This is a genomic window from Kitasatospora sp. NPDC048545, from assembly GCF_040651155.1.
Classification (GTDB): domain Bacteria; phylum Actinomycetota; class Actinomycetes; order Streptomycetales; family Streptomycetaceae; genus Kitasatospora.
In genome coordinates this window covers 49186-70418 of record NZ_JBEZIQ010000020.1, presented here as the reverse complement: position 1 = coordinate 70418, position 21233 = coordinate 49186, and the positions used below count along the sequence as shown (strand labels likewise).

At 75.2% G+C, this 21233-nt stretch carries 16 protein-coding genes and 1 pseudogene; 9 read left to right on the top strand and 8 right to left on the bottom strand.

Annotated elements, in window-relative coordinates:
* Positions 1–132: 132 nt before the first annotated feature.
* Both AB0D10_RS20385 and AB0D10_RS20380 read left to right on the top strand, forming a co-directional pair.
* Positions 133–972: pseudogene (locus tag AB0D10_RS20385) on the top strand (DMT family transporter); the annotation flags it as partial.
* Between the two features lie 268 nt (positions 973–1240).
* Entirely contained in the window at positions 1241–1918 is a 678-nt protein-coding gene (locus AB0D10_RS20380) for a DUF6629 family protein (RefSeq protein ID WP_360258093.1), read from the top strand.
* 7 nt (positions 1919–1925) lie between these two features.
* Here the strand turns inward: AB0D10_RS20380 and AB0D10_RS20375 are convergent, their stop codons facing one another.
* Together AB0D10_RS20375 and AB0D10_RS20370 are read right to left on the bottom strand one after the other, a co-directional pair.
* On the bottom strand, positions 1926–3386 hold the full coding sequence (locus tag AB0D10_RS20375; RefSeq protein ID WP_360258090.1) for an MFS transporter: 1461 nt from the start codon (positions 3384–3386) through the stop codon (positions 1926–1928).
* The gene (locus tag AB0D10_RS20370; protein ID WP_360258088.1) at positions 3383–4000 is read right to left on the bottom strand and encodes a helix-turn-helix domain-containing protein; all 618 of its coding nucleotides are present in this window, start codon (positions 3998–4000) and stop codon (positions 3383–3385) included. The genes AB0D10_RS20375 and AB0D10_RS20370 overlap by 4 nt, the downstream gene beginning before the upstream one ends.
* Before the next feature lie 296 nt (positions 4001–4296).
* Here AB0D10_RS20370 and AB0D10_RS20365 point away from each other — a divergent pair, with 296 nt between their 5' ends.
* Together AB0D10_RS20365 and polX are read left to right on the top strand one after the other, a co-directional pair.
* Positions 4297–5016, top strand: coding sequence for an ATP-binding protein (locus AB0D10_RS20365; protein ID WP_360258086.1), 720 nt, complete (start codon positions 4297–4299; stop codon positions 5014–5016).
* A 157-nt stretch (positions 5017–5173) separates the two neighbouring features.
* Positions 5174–6901 (top strand): DNA polymerase/3'-5' exonuclease PolX, encoded by a 1728-nt coding sequence (polX, locus tag AB0D10_RS20360; protein ID WP_360258083.1) that lies wholly within the window; start codon positions 5174–5176, stop codon positions 6899–6901.
* 67 nt (positions 6902–6968) lie between these two features.
* On the opposite strand, the gene AB0D10_RS20355 is transcribed toward polX, so the two are convergent.
* Together AB0D10_RS20355 and AB0D10_RS20350 are read right to left on the bottom strand one after the other, a co-directional pair.
* Positions 6969–7847, bottom strand: a complete 879-nt coding sequence (locus tag AB0D10_RS20355) for a PfkB family carbohydrate kinase (protein WP_360258081.1) — start codon at positions 7845–7847, stop codon at positions 6969–6971.
* 3 nt (positions 7848–7850) lie between these two features.
* On the bottom strand, positions 7851–8846 hold the full coding sequence (locus AB0D10_RS20350; RefSeq protein ID WP_360258079.1) for a pseudouridine-5'-phosphate glycosidase: 996 nt from the start codon (positions 8844–8846) through the stop codon (positions 7851–7853).
* Positions 8847–8994: 148 nt separating this feature from the next.
* Between AB0D10_RS20350 and AB0D10_RS20345 the strand changes: the two genes are divergently transcribed.
* Both AB0D10_RS20345 and AB0D10_RS20340 read left to right on the top strand, forming a co-directional pair.
* Positions 8995–9897 carry a LysR family transcriptional regulator gene (locus AB0D10_RS20345; protein WP_360258077.1) on the top strand — a complete coding sequence of 301 codons (903 nt, stop codon included), beginning with the start codon at positions 8995–8997 and terminating at the stop codon, positions 9895–9897.
* A 157-nt stretch (positions 9898–10054) separates the two neighbouring features.
* A complete protein-coding gene (locus AB0D10_RS20340) occupies positions 10055–11719 on the top strand; it encodes a peptide-N4-asparagine amidase (RefSeq protein ID WP_360258075.1) in 1665 nt (554 codons plus the stop codon).
* 448 nt (positions 11720–12167) lie between these two features.
* On the opposite strand, the gene AB0D10_RS20335 is transcribed toward AB0D10_RS20340, so the two are convergent.
* Positions 12168–12857: a response regulator transcription factor gene (locus AB0D10_RS20335; RefSeq protein ID WP_360258073.1), complete on the bottom strand. Its 690-nt coding sequence runs from the start codon at positions 12855–12857 to the stop codon at positions 12168–12170.
* Between the two features lie 195 nt (positions 12858–13052).
* On the opposite strand from AB0D10_RS20335, the gene AB0D10_RS20330 reads away from it, so the two are divergent.
* Complete coding sequence (locus tag AB0D10_RS20330; protein WP_360258071.1) at positions 13053–14651, top strand: metallophosphoesterase family protein; 1599 nt, start codon at positions 13053–13055, stop codon at positions 14649–14651.
* A 173-nt stretch (positions 14652–14824) separates the two neighbouring features.
* Here the strand turns inward: AB0D10_RS20330 and AB0D10_RS20325 are convergent, their stop codons facing one another.
* Positions 14825–16063: an ATP-binding protein gene (locus AB0D10_RS20325; RefSeq protein ID WP_360258069.1), complete on the bottom strand. Its 1239-nt coding sequence runs from the start codon at positions 16061–16063 to the stop codon at positions 14825–14827.
* A 161-nt stretch (positions 16064–16224) separates the two neighbouring features.
* Between AB0D10_RS20325 and AB0D10_RS20320 the strand changes: the two genes are divergently transcribed.
* Positions 16225–16788: a hypothetical protein gene (locus tag AB0D10_RS20320; RefSeq protein ID WP_360258067.1), complete on the top strand. Its 564-nt coding sequence runs from the start codon at positions 16225–16227 to the stop codon at positions 16786–16788.
* A gap of 213 nt (positions 16789–17001) precedes the next feature.
* Positions 17002–17838 carry a (2Fe-2S)-binding protein gene (locus tag AB0D10_RS20315; RefSeq protein ID WP_360258065.1) on the top strand — a complete coding sequence of 279 codons (837 nt, stop codon included), beginning with the start codon at positions 17002–17004 and terminating at the stop codon, positions 17836–17838.
* A 309-nt stretch (positions 17839–18147) separates the two neighbouring features.
* Here AB0D10_RS20315 and AB0D10_RS20310 read toward each other — a convergent pair whose 3' ends face one another.
* Positions 18148–19200 carry a hypothetical protein gene (locus AB0D10_RS20310; protein ID WP_360258063.1) on the bottom strand — a complete coding sequence of 351 codons (1053 nt, stop codon included), beginning with the start codon at positions 19198–19200 and terminating at the stop codon, positions 18148–18150.
* Between the two features lie 250 nt (positions 19201–19450).
* Positions 19451–21049, bottom strand: a complete 1599-nt coding sequence (locus AB0D10_RS20305) for an alpha-amylase family glycosyl hydrolase (protein ID WP_360258060.1) — start codon at positions 21047–21049, stop codon at positions 19451–19453.
* Between the last annotated feature and the right edge of the window lie 184 nt (positions 21050–21233).

Sequence of the window (21233 nt, the reverse complement as noted above, 5' to 3'; positions counted from 1 at the left end):
GCAGCGGCCGCGCGCCCGCGCCGACCGGCCCGGCCACCGGCCCGGCGGTACGCTGACGGGAGCGGGCCGCGACGGCCGACCCATCCGGACCCGTCGGCGCGGCGCGGGCAGCGACAACCTGGTGGTCCCTCCGTGGCGGTCTTCCTCCTCGCCCTCGGCGCGGCCTGCTGTCTGGGACTCGGCTTCGTCCTCCAGCAGCACGCGGCGCAGCGGGCTCCCCGTGCCGACCTCCTGCACTGGCGGCTGCTGCTGGACCTGATGCGGATGCCCCGGTGGCTGCTCGGCACCGGCTTCATGGTCAGCGGCCTGATCCTGTCCGCGCTCGCGCTCAATCAGGGCGAGGTGTCCCTGGTCGAGCCGCTGCTGGCCACCAATCTGCTGTTCGCCATGGCGCTCGCCCGGGTGTTGACCCGTCAGACCCTGGGCCGCTCCGGCTGGGCGGGGGTGTTGCTGCTCGGCCTCGGGGTGACGGCCTTCATCGTGGCCGGGAAGCCGACGGGCGGCGGGGCGCCCGCCGGGGAGCTGCGGCACTGGCTGGTGGTCGGCACGGTGGTCGGGCTGGTCGTGCTGCTGGTCTCGATGGCCCGCCGACTGCCGCTGTTCGAGGAGGCGACCCTGCTGGCGCTCGCCGCCGGGCTGCTCTACGGCCTCCAGGACGCGCTCACCCGGACCACCACCCAGCGCCTCGACCACGAGGGACTGGGGGCGGTGCTGCGCAGCTGGCAGCCGTACGCGGTGATCGTGGCGGGCGTGGTCGGGTTGCTGCTGGTGCAGAGCGCCTTCGAGGCCGCGCCGTTGCGGATGTCGCTGCCGGCGCTGACCGCCGCCCAGCCGCTGGCCGGGATCGCCTGCGCGGTCGGCTTCCTCGGTGACCGGCTGCGGGTCACGCCGAGCGCGCTGGCCTGGCAGTCGGCCGGGATGCTGGCCATCGTGGTCGGGGTGATCGTGATCGGCCGCCACCCGGCCATGCCCGGCACCGTTCGCGACACCCTGGAGAGCGTCGGGGTGGCGCCGGAGGAGGCGTCCGAGACCGGCGCGGAGGTCCGGTCCGGGGACCGGCCCGGGGACCGGCCCTGGAACGAGCCCGCGAGCGGGGCCGGCGACGGTTCCGGGGACGAGTCCGGAGACGGGTCCGGAGACGGGTCCGGGAACGGCCCCCGGGCCGGCGTCGAGGACCCGCCCGACGGCGGCCCCGGCGACGGACCTGATAGCGCCCCCGGGAAGCCCGGCTAGAGGCCCGATGTGCTGGAGCGCACGGGCGGACGCCGTGGCCGGCGGGGTGGTCGCGGCCATTGGGGTGGCGTGCCTGGTCCGCGCCCATCGGGCCGGCCGGCCGGATCGGTTACCGCTCGCCGCGCTCCCCCTGATACTGGGCCTGCACCAGCTGATCGAGGCACTGGTCTGGCTCGGTACGGACGGCGAGCTGCCGGCCGCCCTCGCCGGGACGGCCCGCACCGCGTGGGCGGCGATCGCCCTCCCGCTGCTGCCGGTGCTGGTCCCGGCGGCCGTGTGGTGCGCGACGCCCGGACCTCGGCGACGCGTGCTCGCCGGGTTCACCCTGCTCGGCGCGGCCGTCGCCGTCCCGCTCGCCGTGGCCGTCGCCTCCCGTCCGGTGACGGCCACCGCGCACGGCCACACCCTCGATTACGCCGTCGGGATCCCGCACCCGGCTCTCCTCCTGATCGGCTACCTCCTCGCCACCGTCGGCGCCCTCCTCGCGAGCGGCGATCCGTTGCTCCGCCGCCTCGGCTTCGTCACCGGCGCGGGCGCCTTCGCCTGCGCCCTGGTCTGGCGCCTCGCCTTCGCCTCCACCTGGTGCGCCCTCGCCGCCCTGGCCAGCCTGCTGCTGCTCCACTGGGCGGGCCGCCCGCCCAGTGGAGCAGGCGCCACCGAACGGATCGCCCGCCCGCTCCGCTGACCGGATCCTAGGGACGTACCTGGGACGGCGCCGGTGCCGGAGTCGGAGCCACCGCCGGAGTCGGTGCCGGTGCCGGTGCCGACCGGGGTTCCGTGGCCTGCGGCACGACCGGCGCGAGCGGCGCGCTGTCGGCGGTGCCCCTGCGGCCCCGCAGACGGTCCATCTCCCGCCACTCGGGCCGGAGTCCGGCCAGGGTCGTGGTGGCGAAGTAGAGGGCTCCGGCGGCGAGCAGGCTGGGTATCAGGCCGAGCAGGGCGACCGACGCACCCGCGAGCAGCCCGCCGAGCGGGATGCCGGCCCAGGACAGGGAGTCGCCGAGGGCGTGGACGCGGCCGAGCAGGTGGCGGGGCACCCGCTCGAAGAGCACCGCGCCGAGGATCGGGTTGAGGAAGCCGGAGCCGAACCCGCCGATCGCGAAGACGGTGAGCACCGCCCACAGCGGCGCGCCGAGGGCGAGCACCAGAAACCGGGGCGCGCCGCAGAGCAGGAAGCCGACGAAGAAGACCGTCCGGCGGGGCAGCCGGGAGGCGACGGCTGCCGCGATCAGGCTGCCGACGACCGCCGTGGCGCCCATGACACCGGCGGCCAGGCCGATGGCGGCCGGGCCGTGGCCGGACTCCCGCGCCCAGACCGGCACGAGGACGGTCGCGAAGCCGGCGTCGAGCAGGTTGGTGATGCCGACCATGACGATCAGTGCGAGCAGCAGCGGCTCGGACCGCAGGAAGGCGAAGCCGGCACGGAACATCCGCCAGTAACCGCCGTCCTGCTCCCCCTCCGTCGCCGCCCCGGGAGTCGCGTCGGTCGCGGGAGCCAAGGCAGTCGCGGGAGCCGCGGAAGCCGAGGCGGTCGCCGCGGGCACCACCGGACGCCCCATCCCACGCGGCAGTACGACGGCGATGACCAGCGACCCGACCGCGAAGGTGACGGCGTTGACCGCGAGCCCGGCCAGCGGGCCCGTCAGCGCGATCAGCCCGCCGCCGACCGCCGGACCGATCGTGGAGGCCAGCCGCTCGGTGACGCCGGACAGCCCGGTGGCGCGCTCCATCGGCACCCGGGCGCGGTCGGCCGCCTCCGGGACCATCACCGACTTGGCGAGGTCCCCCGGGCCGCGCATCGCGCCGATCACCGCGACCAGCACCAGCAGCGCCCAGAACGGGAGCAGCCCCTGCGTGTGCAGCAGCGGCACCAGCCCGGCCGCGGTGGCGCTCACCGCGTCCGTCGTCCAGGACACCACCCGCGGCCCGAGCCGGTCGACCACCGGCCCGGTCAGCGCCTTGACCAGGACGTATGGCGTCATCTCGGCGAAGGCGACCAGGCCCGTCATGGTGGCGCTGCCGGTGGTGGCCAGGACGAACCAGGGCAGCGCGATGGCCGAGACGCGCGTGCCGGTCACGGAGACGACCGTGGCGGTCAGCACCCCGGCCAGCGGCCGGTAGCTGCGCGCGGGCGGGTCGGCGGCGGTCGTCATGCCGGGTCCCCCTCGGTCGTGGTGGTGCGGGCGTCCGGCAGGACGTGGACGATCACGGAGACCTGCTCGGTACCGGCCGGCACCGGGCCGTCGGGGTCGGTCCGGCGGTACCGCCCGATCACCTCGGACAGCTCGCCGGTGAGCTGCTCGGCCTCGGCGGGGGTGAGCTGCAGGATCAGGTCGCTGAGGTCCGTCACCCGGCGCCACTCGCGCGGCATGGTCTCGAAGGCGTCCAGCGTGCGCTGGCCGGTCAGGGTGTGCGCGGCCAGGACGGACCGCAGGAAGCCGACGGCCGTGTCGGGGTCCTCGTCCGCCATGTCGTCCCCCGTCCAGACGGTGAGCCGGTGGGCCGAACGCCACCAGCGCTCACGGGCGTTGCCGCGCTCGTGGTCCTCCTCGACGAAGCCCGCGGCGGCGAGCTGGCGCAGGTGGTAGCTGGTCGCGCCGGAGTTGAGCCCCAGCTGCGCGGCGAGCCTCGTCGCCGTGGACGGGCCGTGCTTGCGCAGCAGCCCGACCAGCTGCATGCGCACCGGGTGCGCCATCGCCCGCATGCCCTTGGCCGTGATGGCGACGTGCGGGTCGTCGCTGTGCTTCCATCCGCTGTCCTCGGTCATGGCAGGAGCCTAGAACCACAAAGAGTTCTTTGCAAAGGGTTTTCTGCGAAGATTACTTTGCGGTTTCCGGAAGGCCCGGTCAGCGGGCGGCCCCGGCACCGGCCCGGGGCCGCCCCGCCGGTCGGGGGGGTGCACGACCGGCCGACCGGCGGGGGCCCGCGCCCGGTTCGCGCACCGGAGCGGGATTGTCACCCGGGCGGGTGAGGCGCACGCTGGCAGCAGGGCCCGGAACGCGGCCCGCCCCGGTCGGCCGCGGAACCGATGACGGCCGCCGGTGAGGCACGAGGGGCAGGGCGATGACACGCGGGAGGCTCTGGGGCTACGTGGCGTCGGGGGCCCGGGCGCTCGCGGCGTTCGGCGGCCCGGGCGGCACCGGTCGCCGGGGCGGACCCGGCCGCGCGGGCGGCCCGGTCGCCGTCGGGACCGAGGAGGGCCCCGGCCCGTTCCCGTCCGGCACCATGGCGGCGCCGAGGGCGCTGACGCGTGCGGAGCTGGAGCGGCTGCGGTGGACCGGCCGGCAGGCCGGCTGCGAGCCGATGGCACGGCACGTCCAGGTCGCCGACGTGGTCGGCCGGGTGGTGCGCGGCGGCGGCCGCTCGGCGGCCGTCACGGTTCGGGTGGCACCGGGGCTGCCGGTGGTGGCCGGCGACGCCCGGCGGCTGGAGGCGGCCCTTGCCGGGCTGGTCGACCACGCGATCCGGCGCACCCCGATGGGTGGCCGGGTGCTGGTGCGCGCCGAGGTGGCGCGCGGCGGTCGTCGGCCGGGCCCGGCGTCCCGGCCCCGGGGCGAGGCCGCCGGGCCCGGCCGCGGCCGGGTGGAGATCCGGATCTCGGACCGGGGCGCCCACGAGCTCCCCGAAGCGCGCGAGTGGCTGCTCGCGGGCGTGCGGCCCGGCGGCCCGGTGGGGCCGGCCCTGCACAGCCTGGTGCTGGCGGCGGGCGGCCGGCTGGCGGTCGAGTCCACGCCGGGCGGCGGGCTGACCGTGGTCCTGCTGCTGACCGTCGCCCACGACTGACCGCGCGCCCCGGAGCGCCGGGGCCGGGACGGCGCCCCGCCGCCGCAGCACGGCCCCGCCACCGTCGTAGGCCGCCGTCGCAGCCCGCCCCGACGGCGGCCCCGGAGCGGACGCCGCACACCCGGCGGGCCCGCCCCGCCGAACCTAGACTTGCCCCATGCCCCGGCTCAACGACCAGGTCAGGGAGCTGCTCCAGGAGTACGCCGACCTGATCAACATCACCGGCGGGGACGCCTTCCGGGCCCGCGCCTACGAGAAGGCCGCCCGCGCGGTCGGCGGCCACCCCGAGGACCTCGCGGGACTGGACGTCAAGGGTCTGCAGCGGATCCCCGGCGTCGGCAGGTCCACCGCCGAGAAGATCGCCGAGTACCTCTCCTCCGGGCGGATCGCCGCCCTGGAGTCCCTGCGCGCCGAGATCCCGGCCGGCGTGCGGGAGATGACGGCCGTCCCCGGCGTCGGCCCCAAACGCGCCCTGGCCCTCCACCGCGAACTCGGCATCGCCTCGGTGGACGAACTCGCCGAAGCGGTCCGCGCCGACAAGCTGTCCGGGCTTTCCGGCTTCGGCGAGCGCAGCGGCGAGAAGATCCTGCACGGCATCGAGCTGATCCGGCGGTCCGGCGGCCGGACCCTGCTGGACACGGCCACCGAGCTGGCCGAGCAGCTGGTCGCCGCGCTCTCCGCCGTCCCCGGCTGCACCCGCTGCGCGTACGCGGGCTCGCTGCGCCGGATGCGCGAGACGGTGGGCGACATCGACGTGCTCGCGACCGCCGAGGACTCCGCCCCGCTGATGGCCGCGCTCACCGGACTCCCGTACGTGGCCGAGGTGATCGGGAGCGGGACGACCAAGACCTCGGTGCGCACGACGCGGGGCGTCCAGGTGGACCTGCGGGTCGTCCCGGAGGAGGACTGGGGGGCGGCGCTGGTCTACTTCACCGGCTCGAAGGCGCACAACATCAAGCTGCGCACGATGGCCGTGCGGGCCGGGCTGAAGCTCTCCGAGTACGGACTGTTCGAGGTCGACGGCGGTGCCAAGGTGGTCTCGCGGACCGAGGACGAGGTCTACGCGGCGCTCGGCCTGCCGTGGATCGCGCCGCCGCTGCGCGAGGACCGGGGCGAGATCGAGGCCGCCCTGGACGGCGGACTCCCGGACCTGGTGCAGGAGTCCGACCTGCGCGGCGACCTGCACACGCACACCGACCTCACCGACGGGCTGGCCACCCTGGAGGAGATGGTCGACACCGCCGCCGCCCGCGGTTACTCCTACTTCGCCGTCACCGACCACGCGCCGAACCTGGTGATGCAGCGGATGACGGACGAGAAGATCCTCGCCCAGCGCGACCGGCTCCGCGAACTCGCGGGCCGGCACCGGACGTTGCGGCTGCTCCACGGCACCGAGCTGAACATCGACCCGGAGGGCGGCGTGGACTGGCCGCCCGGGTTCCTGGCGGGCTTCGACGTCTGCGTGGCCTCCGTGCACTCGCACTTCGCCCTCGACCGCACCGCCCAGACCCGTCGGCTGATCCGCGCCTGCGAGAACCCGTACGTGCACGTCATCGGGCACCTCACCACCCGGCGGATCGGCAGCCGCGGCCCGATCGACGTCGACCTGGACGCGGTGTTCGAGGCCGCCGCGCGCACCGGCACCGCGATCGAGATCAACAGCTCGCCGCAGCGGCTCGACCTGCGCGACGAGGACATCCTGCGGGCCAGGCGCCACGGCGTCCGGTTCAGCGTCGACAGCGACGCCCACGCGACCCCTCAGCTCGCCTACCCGCGCTTCGGCATCGGCACGGCGCAGCGCGGCTGGCTCACCGCCGAGGACGTGATCAACACCTGGACGTGGCAGAAGCTGAAGCACTTCCTGCGCAAGGACGCCGTGCGCTAGCTGTACTGCCCCGCAGGGACGCCCCGCGCCCGCGGGGCGTCCCGCGTCCCTGCCCGCCGGCGTCCCGCTACCCCTCGCCGCAGGAGGCCCCCGGCGACGCCAGCACCCGGGCCGCGCTGCGGTGCCCGAGCCCGGCCGCCAGCCGCAGGTCCCCGGTCTCCAGGAACCCGGCCAGGAACCCCGCCGCGAAGGCGTCCCCGGCCCCGGTGAGGTCGAGCACCCGTGCCACCGGCGGCACCGGCACCGTGAACGGCCCCTCTCCGGGCACGTCCACGGTGGTCGCCGCGGCGCCCGCCTTGGTGACCACCGTGGTGGCGGCCAGCCGGTCGCGCTCCGGTCCGGGCAGGCCGTCGACCAGCAGGCCGAGGTAGGCGGACTCGGAGCGGTTGGCGAACACGAGGGTGGGCGCCAGCCCGGTCAGCAGGGCGAGGAAGCGCTCCCGTCCGTACTGCTCCAGCATGCCGGTCGAGGAGGCGTCCACCGAGGTGGTGCCGCCCGCCGACCGGACCCGGGCGAGCGCGTCCACGGCCGTGCTGCCGACCGGCTCGCCGTCGAAGGAGTAGGCGGGCACGTGCAGGTGGGTCAGGCCGGCCAGCCACTCGTCGGGGACGCGCTCCAGCAGCGTGGCGGCGCCCCGGTCGGGCAGCATGGTCCGCTCGCCGTCCCGGTCGATCAGCACCACGACGCTGCCGGTCCGGCCGCGCCGCGAGACCCGCACGTCGACGCCGTGGCCGGCGAGTTCGGCCACCACGCCGTCCCCGACCGCGTCCTCGCCGACGCAGCCGAGGAAGCGCGCCGGGTACTGCCCGGCGGCGAAGCGGGCGACGTTGGCGGCGCTGCCGCCGCGCCGCCGGAAGACCCGGGCAGCGGAGTCGGTGCCGTGCCGCAGCGGGCCGTCGACCCAGACCACGACGTCCTCGACGAGGTCGCCGAGCACCCCCAGCACGGCTCAGGCCCCGCTCTGGGCCGCGTCCGCGGCAGCAGTCGGAGCGTTGACTGCGGCAGCGGCCAGAGCGGTGGCGATCTCGCCGCCGAGGCGCACGTTGCCCCGGTAGACCTCGACGTTGACCTCCAGGCTGCGGCCCCCGGTGTCGCGCTGGATGTGGTCGAGCAGGAAGGGCGTGGAGGCGTTGCCGGTGATGCCGCGGCGCTCGGCCTCGGCCCGGGCGCGGGCCAGGATGCCGTCCAGTTCCTCCGGCGGCAGCTGCTTGGCGGGGTCGACCGGGTTGGCGATCAGGACGGCCTGCGGGAGGCCGAGCCGGTCGCGGGCGTCGATGACCCGGGCGGCCTCCTCGGGCGACTCCACGCTGAAGTTGATCTCGTGGCCGGAGTCGGTGACGTAGAACCCGGGGTACTTGCGGCTGCGGTAGCCGATGACCGGGATGTTGAGGGTCTCGAAGCGCTCAAGGGTGGCCCGGATGTCGAGGATCGACTTCACGCCGGCGCTGACCACGGTGACCGGGGTGGCGGCCAGGGTGGTCATGTCGGCGGACTCGTCGAAGCTCTCCGAGGCGCCGAAGTGGACGCCGCCGAGGCCTCCGGTGGAGAACACCCGGATGCCCGCGCGGTGGGCCAGGAAGGCCGTGGCGGCGACGGTGGTGCCGCCGTGCCGGCCGAACGCGGCGACCACCGGGAGGTCCCGCAGGCTGACCTTGTCCAGGCCGTCGGTGGCGGAGAGTTCGGTGATCTGCCCGGTGCTCAGACCGACCGTGGGCACCCCGGCGTGCACGCCGATGGTCGCCGGGACCACGCCCGCGGCCCGCAGCCGCTCCTCCGCCTCCAGCGCGACGGCCAGGTTGCGGGGGCGCGGCAGGCCGTGGGTGAAGATGGTCGATTCCAGGGCGACCACGGGCCGGCCGTCGGCGAGGGCCCGGACGACCTCCTCGGCGACGTGGACGGCGGGGGACGCGGGAGCGGCGGGGGTGCTGGGCGGAAGTCCGGTCATGATGCGAACTCTCTGTGAGATGCCACTGCGGTGGGGCAACGTGGTGCTCAGCGTATGGACGGTCCGCATCGGGAACCAGCATGAGTCCTGGGGCTTCCGATAGGCCTGCGCCTATTGGTTCGTCCACCCTTCGCCTACCCTGACGGGCATGGGTCTCACCTTGCGTCAACTGGAGGTCTTCCTGACCGTCGCCGGGACACTGCACTTCGGGCGGGCCGCCGAACGGCTGCACATCTCGCAGCCGACGGTCAGCCAGGAGGTCGCCCGGCTGGAGCGGACCGTCGGCGTCGAGCTGTTCGACCGCAGCCGCCGTTCCGTCGCGCTCACCGAAGCGGGCGAGGTGATGGCCGCCGAGAGCGCGCGGCTGCTCGGCCAGGCCGAGGCGCTGCTGACCCGGGTCCGGCTGCACGAGGAGTCCCGGCTGCGCACGGCCCGGATCGTCGCTTCGCCGAGCGTGGCGAACCGGCTGCTGCCCGCCGTGGTCAGCCGGGCCGAGCAGGAGCTGCCCGCGCTCGACACCGCCGAACTCGCCGTGGACACCGGCCAGGTGTCCGCGACCCTGGCCGCCGAACTGGCCGACGTCGGGCTCGGCCGCTTCCTGGACGAGACCGACGGCTACCGGCTGGAGCGGATCGCCGACGAGCCGGTGCTGGTGGCGCTCGGCCGGGACCACCCGCTGGCGGGCCGGACCGGCCTGCGCCTGGCCGAACTGCGCGACCTGCCGCTGCTGTTGTGGCCGCGCGAGCAGCACCCCCGCTACTACGACCACGTGCTCGGCCTGTGCGGGGACCACGGCGTGGACCCGCCGGTGCTGGTCAGCCCGCCGCGGATCGTCGGCTCCCGCCTCTACCTGCTGGCCCGCAACCGCGCCTTCTCACTGGTGCCCGGCTCGATGACCGGCCACCTCACCGAGGACGTGGCGACCGTACGGCTGGAGGGACGGGCCACCCTGCCGCTGGAGATGCAGTGGCGGCTGGACGACCACCGGCCCCGGTTGGCCGCCCTGCGCGACCTCATCCGGCAGGAGGCGGCGGCGCTGGAGGAGCGGTAGCCGCGGCCCGGCCACCGCGGTCCCGGCTGCCCGGCCATCGCGGTGGCGGTTGCCCGGCCACCCACCCTTGACGCTGGCATGCCACCGCCGGGAGGATGCCGGATCATCCCTCCGGCCCGCGGCAGTGCCCCGGGCCGCCCGACCCCGGGGATCCGCCTTGGCCCTGCGCCCGTTGCTCCGCCGCGCCGCCGGTCTACTCGGTGCCGCCGCCCTCGCCCTCACCGGCACCCTCACCACCGCCGGCCCCGCCCGGGCCGACTTCGGCACCGACTACCACGACCCGGTCACCGCCACCAAGCCCCTGACCCGGCCCGACACCCGCTCCTGCACCGTCGAGGCGATGCACGCGCGCGAGTTCCGCAACGGGTACGGCAACCCGCCCGACACCCCGTACACCGCCACCCTCACCCCGCCCGCCGCCTGCGCCGGACCGTGGTCCGCAGTCGTGCTGGACCTCCACGGGCAGGTCGCCGGGCGGCAGTTCGACCGGATCTTCAGCGTCCGCGTCGGCGGCGTCCAGGTGCTCCTCTCCTCCACCCCGGAGCCCTCCAAGGACGGCATCGAGTGGAACGTCGAGCACGACGTCACCCGCTACGCCCCGCTGTTCGCGTCCGGCCCGCAGGACTTCTCCTTCGACCTCGCCAACGTCACCGACGACACCTACACCGGCGTCTTCACGATCAGCGCGAACCTGACCTTCTACACCGCGGACGCCCGCCGGCCCGCCGCCCGCGGCGCCGACCGGGTGCTCACCACCGGGCCGTTCGCGCTCACCCGGACCGCCCCCACCGCCGACCGCGGACTCACCTTCCCGCAGAACCTCGAACGCCTCACTGCCGAGGTCTACACCCGGGGCGGCGGCGCCTGCGAGGAGTTCGCGTACGCCTCCGCGCCGGACGCCTTCGTCGCCGCCAACCCGGGCCTCGGCCTCTGCGGCAACGGCCCGTTCCGCGAGCTGCGGCTCACCGTCGACGGCCGGGTGGCCGGCGCGGTGTGGCCGTACCCGGTGATCTACACCGGCGGCTGGGACCCGCTGCTGTGGCGGCCCGTCCCCGGCGTCTTCGCCTTCGACCTGCCCGCCTACCGGCTCGACCTCACCCCGTACGTCGGCCTGCTGGTGGACGGCCGCCCGCACACCGTCGGCGTCACGGTGAACGCGGCCGAGGCGCAGAGCAACGACGTGTGGACCGGCCAGATCAACCTGTTCGCCGAGGTCGACCACGGCAGCACCCGCACCACCGGACAGCTCACCGACCAGCGGGTCGCCCCCGAGGCCGCCGTGAGCACCGCGCTCGCCGACCACGGCAGCGGCAGCGGCGACTGGACCGTCACCGCCGCCCGGCACGACCTCGCCCGGGGCTGGGTGCAGACCTCGCACGGCCGGATCACCACCGAGGTCCGCGACGACCTCTCCTTCCGCTCCGGCCAGCAACTGCGCGACAGCGGCAACGACGTGACGCTGCACAACACCACCGACCTCACCCGCACCACCTCCACCTGGGGCGGCGGACCGCACCGCACCACCACCGTCCACGAGGGCGAACCGCTGGACGTCAGCTACAAGGTGAGCCACGACGCGGCCGGCAACACCGACCAGACCACCGCCATGGACCTCGGCTACCACCGCGAGGCCACCACGGCGACCGGCGGCCACGTCACCGAGCGCTCCACCGTCGACCACACCCTCCGCCCCACCGCCCGGCGCCACGACGGGGACCGCAGCGTCCGCACCGGCAGCAGCACGGAGGACTACCGCAGCACCGGACCGGAGGGGCCCTACCACCGGACGCTGAGCTTCGTGGACGGCTGGCCGCAGCCCTGAGCCGCGCCGCGGCGCGGACCCGGCATGATCAACGCGAGCCGAGTTGATCGATTTGCGAAAATTGCCCGAATTCATGCCGTACACCCCTGGTGCACGCGGCGTGGGAGGCGCATGATGGAACTGGACCTGCGAGGTAGCTGAAGGAAGTTCGACCGCAGGAGGCAGTGGCGACAGATCGAGACGGATCAGGGTCTGCCGCTGGTTTTCTACCTCGGTCGACGATCGAACTACCGGCCGGAGGACGAAGAGTCCGGAGGCCGCCCCCACCTCGTAGGTTCCGCGCGTCCACGGAGCATCCCCTCGACTCCGTGGACGCGCTGTCCGTGTCCGCGGGCCGGCACCGACCGGGCGGGCCGCCACTTTGGCACCGGCCGTTCCCGAGAAGCCGGGCCGCTCCCGCGACACCGGGCACCACCCCCGGTACCGTCCGTCACTCCGGCACGGCCCGCTACCCGGGTACGGCGTAGCCCATCTCCCAGGCGTGCACGGCGATCCCGACCCGGTTCGCCACCCCGAGCTTGCGCTGGATGCTGGCCACGTGGGTCTTCACCGTGCCGGGCGAGATGAACAACTCCGCGGCGATGTCCGCGTTGGTGCGGCCCGCCGCGACCTGCCCGGCGATCTCCACCTCCCGCTCGGTCAACGGCACCGCCGCCGCGGGCCCCCGGCGCCCGGGCCGGCGCGGCGCCGTCACGTGCCGCAGCAGCCGGACCGTGACCGACGGGCTGATCAGGCTCTCCCCGTCCGCCGCCGCCCGCACCGCCTCCGCCAGCAGGGACGGACCGGAACGCTTCAGCAGGAAGCCCGAAGCTCCGTGCTGCAGAGCCGGATACACGTACTCGTCCAGGTCGAAGGTGGTCAGCACCACCACCCGCACCGGGTCCGCCACCCCGGGACCGGCCAGCCGCCGGGTCACCTCCAGGCCGTCCATCCGCGGCATCCGGATGTCCACCAGCGCGACGTCCGGGCGCAGTTCGGCCGCCAGCTGCAGCGCGGCCAGGCCGTCCGCGGCCTCCCCCACCACCTCGATGTCCGGCTGGGCCGCCAGGATCCGCCGCACACCGCGCCGCACGGCCTCCTGGTCGTCCGCGATCAGGGTGCGGATCACCCGCGGGCACTCGCCGTTCGCGCTCGTCACGCCCAGCAGTCTGCCACGCGGCCGGTCGGCGGGCCGTCCCGCCGAGCAGCCGGCGGGACCACGGGTCGCCCGGCGGGATCGCAGGTCGCCCGGCGGGACCACGGGTCGCCCGGGAAGCGGCAAGCGGCCGCCCCGGCGGGAAAGTTCACGCGGCGGCCCCGGCGCGGTTCACCTCCGTGCGGTGGGCTGACCGCCATGAACGCTTCCAGTGGACGTCTCCCCGTCAGCCGGCGCGGGCTCCTGGCCGGCGCCTCCGGCCTCGGCCTCGGTGGCGCCGTGTCGCTCTCCGGCCTCGCCGCCGCCCCCGCCGCGGCCGCCGACCCCGCCGCCTCACCCCTGCTGTGGCAGCAGCCCGGGCACTCCGGCGCGCCGCGGGTGGGCGGTCTGCACCTCCAGTTCGGCCCGGACGCCTCGCGCGAGGTGGTGGTGTCCTGGCACACCACCCGGTCCGTCGCCAACCCCCGGGTGATGTACGGGACTTCGAACGGCGGCTTCGGCCGGACGGTGCAGGCCGCGACCCGCACCTACCGGGACGCCGCCTCCGGCACCGAGGTCCGGGTGCACCACGCCCGGATCACCGGCCTGCGCCCGGACACGGACTACGTCTACGCCGCCGTCCACGACGGCACCACACCCGAGCTGGGCACCGTCCGCACCGCACCGCGCGGCCGGGCCGCCTTCACCTTCACCAGCTTCGGCGACCAGGGCACCCCCACCCTCGGCAGGAAGACCGCCAACGGCTACGTCAACGACAACCTCGGCAGCCCGGCCGCCGGCGACACCACCGCCGGGGTCGAACGGATCGCCCCGCTGTTCCACCTCCTCAACGGCGACCTCTGCTACGCGAACATCGCCACCGACCGGGTCCGCACCTGGTCCGACTGGTTCGAGAACAACACCCGCTCCGCCCGCCACCGCCCCTGGATGCCCGCGGCCGGCAACCACGAGAACGAGAAGGGCAACGGCCCGGTCGGCTACGGCGCCTACCAGGCCTACTTCGACCTGCCGGACTCCGGCTCGGACGACGAACTGCGCGGCCTCTGGTACTCGTTCACCGCCGGATCGGTGCGCGTCATCAGCCTCAACAACGACGACGTGGCGTACCAGGACGGCGGCAACTCCTACATCCACGGCTACTCCGGCGGCGCCCAGCAGCGCTGGCTGGAGCGCGAGTTGGCGACGGCGGACGCGGACCCGGAGATCGACTGGATCGTCGTCTGCATGCACCAGGTGGTGATCTCCACCGCCGACAGGTTCAACGGCGCCGACCTCGGCGTCCGCGAGGCCTGGGTGCCGCTGTTCGACAGGTACGGCGTCGACCTGGTGGTCTGCGGCCACGAGCACCACTACGAGCGCTCGCACCCGATCCGCGGCCAACAGCCGACCGACACCCGCACCCCCGTCCCGGTCGCCACCGGCACGAGGACCATCGACACCACCAAGGGCACCGTCCACATGGTGATCGGCGGCGGCGGCACCTCCGCGCCGTCCAACCAGCTGTTCTTCGACCCTCCGAAGGCCCGCGTCATCACCGGCGTCGGCGCCGCCGACCCGGCCACCGGCAAGCGCCCGCCGGTGTACGTGGTCGAGGACGCCCCGTGGTCCGCCTTCCGTGACGCCGACAACCCGTACGGCTTCGCATCCTTCGACGTCGACCCGGGCCGGCGCGGCGGACAGACCACCATCGACGTCACCTACTACTCCGTCAGCGGCCCGTACGGCGACCTCGTCCCCGTCAACCGGTTCACCCTCACCCGCCCGCGCGGCGCCCGCGGCGGCGGCCGGGGCCGCTGACCCTCCCCGCCACGGGCACGTACACCCCGCGCGCTGCACGACACGCCCCGCACGTACGCCCCACCGCGCGCGACACGCCCCGGCCAGCACCCCGCGGGACACGCCCCGGCCCGTACCGCGCGCACCGCGGCGGCGCCGGACGGGTCCGCACCCCGGCCGGCGCCGGCCCCGTACTACCGCCCCGGCAGCGTGCAGCTGACCTGCCAACCCGCGGGCTCGACCGGTCCCGTGGTCAGCGAGCCGCCGTGGGCGGCGGTGCGGGCGGCGAGACCGGCCAGTCCGGTGCCGCCGGAGCCCGGGCGGCGGCGCAGCAACGGCTTGCGGGCGGGGCCGCCGTTGTCGGTGACGGTCACCACCACGGCGCCGCCCCGTCCGGGGGCCACCCGGACGGCGACCTCGGTGGCCTGCGGGGCGTGGCGGCGGATGTTGGTCAGGGACTCCAGGACGACGGCGTAGGCGGTGGCCTGGGTCTCGCCCGGGAGCAGATCGGCGGTGTCGGGGGCCAGGTCGACGGTGGCGCCGGTTCCGCCCGTCGCACCGAAGCGGGCGACCAGCTCGGGGAGGTCGGCCAGGCCCAGGCGGCGCGTGGTCGCCCCCGGGGACCGCTCACCCCGCCCGTCCGACCCGGTCCACCCGTCGTCCCGCCCCTGCGGATCTCGCAGGGCCCCGACCATCTCGTCCATCGAGTCCAGCGCCCGCAGCCCGGCCTCCTCCAGCCGACGGAGCAGCGCGGCGGTCTCCTCCGGTTCCTGGCAGGGGAGTTGGCCGGCCTGGGCCTCCAGCACGATGCCGGTGATCTCGTGCGCGACGAAGTCGTGCAGCCCCCTGGCCACGTCGAGCCGCTGCTCGCGCCGGGCCCGTACGACGGCCCGCTCCCGGCGGGCGTCCAGCACGCGCAGGTAGAGGGCCGCCCCCGCGACTCCGAGCACCGGCAGCAGCGAGATCAGCACGCCGATCACCGGGCCGGCCGCGCCGCCCTGGGGCGTCCGCAGGGCGAACCGCAGCGGGAGCAGGACCGCCGCGAGCCCGACCGCTCCGCCGACCGGCCCGGCCCACCGGTCGGGCAGCCGGCGGACGGCCCGGAACAGCACGCCGAGCAGGGCGAGCCACTCGAAGGGCAACCAGAACGCGGGCAGCCGGTACGGCCCCGGGTAGAGCAGGTCGAGCAGCAGCGAGGCGCCCGCCACCGCCCCGGCAGCCGTGCCGAGCGCGACCCGGCCGATCGGCCACGGCAGGAGGGCCACCACCGCGGCGGCCGCCGCCATCAGGGCGAGCAGCACGGCCGGGCCGTACTCGCCCGGGTGGGCGAGGGCGACGGGCGCCGTCAGGACCAGCCCAGTGACGACGGCGAACAGGCGCCGGAACCGGGCGCCGCGGGGCCCGGCCGGCCTGGACGAGGATTCGGTGCGCACCCGGCCGAGCCTACGGGGCAGCTCTCCCGGGGGAGGCGGGGCTCCTCCCCGGGAGGGAGCAGGACGCCGTCAACTCCCCTCCGCAGCGGGAGGCTTGCCCGGCCGGGCTGCAGCAGACTCGTGGTCGTCGAAGCAGTCGCCCCGAAGGAGGACGAACCGTCATGAACCGCCGACTCGCCACCGCCGCCGCCTCACTCCTCCTGCTGGCCGCGACGGTCGCCACCGCCGCCCCGGCCTCCGCGGCGCCCGGCTCCGCAGCGGACCCGGCCGCGGCCGCGGGCGCCCCGACGGCGGTGAGCGTGCGCGGCACCGGGGACACCGTGCTCACCTCAGCGTTCCGCGACTTCGCCGGCGACCCGGTGCGGATATCGGTCGACGCCCGCGCGGCCTCCTCCATGGACCCCGGCAACACCCGCGGCCACTTCCACGTCCGCCACGTGCACGCCGACGGCCGACTGGTCGCCGACTTCGAGGGGGACATCACCTGCCTGGCCGTCGGCGGCCGGGAAGCGATCGCCACCGGTGTGATCACCAAGGGCGAGGCGCCGTGGTTCCCGGGCCTGGAGCCGGTCGGCCAGAAGGTGTCGGTCTCGGTCGAGGACGACGGCCGGCACGGGGACCGGCTCGGCTGGGTCTGGGGCGCGCTGGGCCAGCCGGTGTCGGACTGCCAGGGCACGGTACCGTTCATCCGCACGACCGGTGGCGACTTCACCGTGCGCGGCTGACACCCGCCCGACCAGGGCCTTCCGAGGCCCGCGAGGGTCCCACCCGGCTCCGCTCGGGCCCGCTCGGGGCGGCTGCCGCGCACCGGCGCGCCGCCGTCCGGCCGCCGCCCCGAGCACCCGGACCCTGGAGGCCCCGATGTCACCCGACCGCCCGACCGCACCCGGGCCACCCGAAGCCGGCGCGGGGTTCAACGACCCCACAGGGGAGGGCCGTTGAACCCCGCGCCAGACCCGTCCCGCGCCACCGCGAACCGTTCCCGTGGAGCCGCGAACCCGTCGCGCGCCACGCCCGGTGCCGCGCACCCGACGTCCGACGCCTCGCACTCCGCGCCCGGGCCGCTGCCCGACTACCGCCGGCTCGCCGCCGTCGGCCCGTACTTCGCACTGGACACCTCCCCCGGCGGCGCACCGCCCGCCGGCTTCCGCCCACTGTCCGAGCTGTACGGCACCGGGCCGGACGCGCCGCTGCGCGCGCGCCTCCGGGTGGTGGCGCAGCGGCTCGGCACTGCCGAACCCCGGGTCGCCGCCTCGATCCTGCACCTGGGACTGGCCGCCCGGTTCTGGTCGGTGGGCCTCGGATCTGCCGTCCTGCTGGGTACGGTCCCGACGCTGGACCACGCCTGGGTGCGGATCCCGGACCAGGGCCCGATCGACCTCTGGACGCCACCGGAGCCCGTCCGTCCGGACGCGGGAACGCTCGCCGACCAGCTCCACACCGCCGTCCTGGTGGGCCACGTGGAGCCGCTGGCGGCTGCCGTGCGGGCCGCCGCCCCGCTCTCCCCGCGCCTGCTGCTCGGCAACACCGCCTCCGCGCTGGCCGGGACGCTGCGGGTGCTGGACGCCCACGCGCCGGGCGCGGCCGGGGCGCTGGTCGCGGAACTGCTGGACCGCCCGCCGCTCGCGGGTTCCGGCACGCTGCGCACCGGCCCGCGCGGCACGGCGTTCCGGCGGAACAGCTGCTGCCTCTACTACCGGGTCGGACCGGGCGCCGGTCTCTGCGGGGACTGCTGCTTCACCGAACCGCCCGCGCTGCGGAAACCGAACCACTGACCGCGAATACCCGGGCAGCTGAAGGTCATGCGCGCCACCGCGGTCGCACCGCCCCTCCCGGGCGTCACACCCGCACCACGACCCGGTCCCCCGCCCCCGCCTCCGCACCCTCGCCGACACCTCGCCCTCTCAGCGCCCGAGGAGCCCGAAGAGCCCGAGGGGCCCGAAGAGCCCGGGAAGTCACGCTGAGCCGCCGCCCCGGCACGCGCGTCGGCCCGCGTCCGGCTTGTCCAGGGCCGGGCGCGGGCCGTGAATCCCCACCCGGTGCCGATGCCCTGGCACCCGGTGAAGCCTCCCGTAGGGGCGCGGTCAGACCGCGACCGCCTCCTCCATCTCCTCCTCGGCCTCCGCCGGGGTCTCCACCGCCCGGCGCCCGCGGCCCTCGTACAGCGCCGCGGCGACCACGGCCGCCGCTCCGAGCAGCAGCCAGACCAGCAGGGTCACGACGTGCCCGCCGAGGCCCGCGCCGCCGTCGAAGTACATGACGCTGCGCGCACCCTCCAGGAAGCCGGCGCCGGTCCAGAAGCCGTGCAGGGCGCCGAAGAAGCCGTTCTGCAGTTCGGGCCGGTAGATGCCGCCCGAGGAGGTGAAGTTGAGCATCACGAACAGCACCATCAGGGCCAGCGTGGTCCACTTCTTCAGGAAGGTGTGCAGGCCGGTGCCGATCAGCAGGATGCCCGCCGAGTAGAGCCAGCCGAGCACCCAGATCGCGGCGAGGTCGTGGTCGACGACGTGGAACACCGGCCCTGCGGTGACGATTCCGATGACGCTGACCACCAGCGAGACGGCCACCCCGGTCAGTGCCCGGACGGTCATGCTCAGCGCGGCACCGGCGGCGCCGATGACCGCGACGCTCGCGTACGAGCCGATGCTCAGCGCGACCAGCAGGAAGAACAGGCCCTGACCGGTCGGGTCGCCCGCGGCGGGGGTGGTGAGGTCGGTGACGTGCAGCGGCACGCCCTGCTTGTCGGTGACGGTGGTGAACACCGCCGTGGCGGCCACCACCGAGGTGTCCGAGTTCCCCTTGGCCACGATCAGCTCGGGGCTCCTGCCGTCGGGGACGAAGGCGCCGACCAGGTCGCGGTCGCGCAGTTGCCGCTCGGCGGCGGACCGGTCGTCGACGGTACGGACGTCGAGCGCGTTCCCGGCCTTCTCCTGGATGGCCTGCGCCAGTCCGTGCGCCTGCGGCGTGGTGCCGACCACGGCGACCTTGAGGTGGTGCGGCTCGGGCTGGTGGAAGGCGCCCTGGTAGGCGAGCGCCATGCCGAGGCACATCAGCAGCGGGGTGATCAGGTGGACGGCGAGGTGCTTGAGCGAGTGCCCCGTGGTGGGCGCCGCGGCGGGGTTCTGGGGTGTGCTCATGGCGTGCGTACCGTCCTCCGGTGGTGTCTCATCCTGCAAAGAAGGTGGCAAATACAACCATCGCACCGAGGAGCGCTGCGCAATACAGGTGGCAAATGCAACCATCTATGGATGTAGCTTACAACTATTCGACACCGGGCGGAAGCCGGCCCCACCACCCGTACCGGCCGACCGGCTTCCCGCCCGAACGCCCCGGCCTCAGCCCCCCGACCCGGGCACCCCCGACCGAGCACCCCCGCCCCGGGCGCCCTCAGCCCAGCTCGAACACGCCGTACGAGAACCCGTCCGCCCGCAGTTCCCCGTCCGTCACCCGCACGCCCTGCGCGTCCAGCGGCCGGATCCCCTGCGGCACCTCCGCAAGCACGTCCGACAGCCGTACGATCCCCGGCTCCCGCCGCGGGTTGACCGCGACCAGGTACCGCCCGGACCGGGTGTACACCAGCGGGTACCCGGCCTGCCTGACCTCCGCCCCGCCGGCGGAGCCCAGCCCCGGGTGCGCCCGGCGCAGCGCGATCAGCCGCCGGACGGTGTGCAGGAGCGAGGTCGGATCGGCGCGCTGGGAGAGCACGTCCGGGCGGTGCGGGTCCGGGTCCACCGGCAGGTACAGCCGCTCGGGGGGCGCGCTGGAGAAGCCGGCCGTGGGGCCGGGCGTCCACTGCATCGGGGTGCGCGAACCGGCCCGGTTGAAGCGCGGTCCGAGCACGCTGCCCTCGGTGTCGGGCAGTCCGGGCTGGTAGCGCATGCCGATCTCGTCGCCGTAGTAGACGGCCGGGAGGGTGGGCCAGGTGAGCAGGAAGGCGAACGCGGGGGCGAGCTGCTCGGCGGTGCGCGGGCCCGCGGCCAGCCGGGAGAAGTCGTGGTTGGCGGTCGGCAGCACGATGTGCCCGCTGCCCTCGGTGAGTTCGGCGGCGGAGCGCCAGGCGTCCAGGAAGGGCTGCGGGGTGCCCCGGCCCTCGGCGTCGAAGTAGCAGGACTCCTGCTGCCAGAACTCCTCGACCGTCCCGCCGTTGTTGTTCCAGAGGCAGCGCAGCGGGAGCCCGTTGTCCTCGCCGCCGAAGTGCAGGAAGAAGTCCGCGTGGAAGCCGGCGGCGACGGCGGCGGACGGGTCGCCCCACTCGGCGAACAGCGCGGCCCGGGGGTGGTCGCGGTCCAGCCAGTCGCGCAGTCCGGTCCAGAGCTTGGCGGTCTCGGCCTTGCCCGGGTCGTCCTTGACCAGTGAGTAGGCCATGTCCACCCGGAAGCCGGACACGCCGACGCCGAGCCAGTGCGCCATGATGTCGCGCAGCGCCGCCCGGTTGGCCCGCGGGCCCTCGGCGTCCACCGGCTGCCGCCAGGGCTCGTCCGGACTGCTGCGCGCGTAGCCGAAGTTGAGGGCGGGCTGGCAGTCGAAGAAGTTCGGCCGGTACCAGCCGGGGCGGCTGCCGGGCGAGGTGACGAAGCCGTCCACCCGGCGGTCGGACCAGATGTAGCGGTGGTCGGACGGGTCCTCGGCGGCGGCCAGGAACCAGGGGTGGCGGTCGGAGGTGTGTCCGGCGACGAGGTCCAGCAGGACCCGGATGCCCCGGCGTCCGGCGGCCTCGACCAGCGCGGCCAGGTCCTCGGTGCCGCCGTAGCGCGGGGCCGGCGCGAAGTAGTCGGTGATGTCGTACCCGGCGTCGCGGAACGGCGAGGCGAAGCAGGGGTTGAGCCACACCGTGTCGACGCCGAGCCAGGCGAGGTGGTCGAGGTGGTCCGTGATGCCGGCGAAGTCGCCGACGCCGTCGCCGTCGGAGTCGGCGAAGGTCTGCGGGTAGATCTGGTAGAGGACGGCGTCGGCGAGCCAGTCGGGGCCGGGGCGGGTCGAGGTCATGGGCGGGTCCTCCTGCCGGGTCCGGGGCCCGGGGTGCACCGGGCGGGGCTGAACCGGGCCGGACTCGGCCGGGGCCGAGCCGGGTGCCACCGATTCTCGTCCAATCCCGGCCGTCCCGACAGCCCGCCCGACAACTCTCCCCGACGGCCCGCCCCGACGGCCTGCCCCGACGATTCGCCCCCGG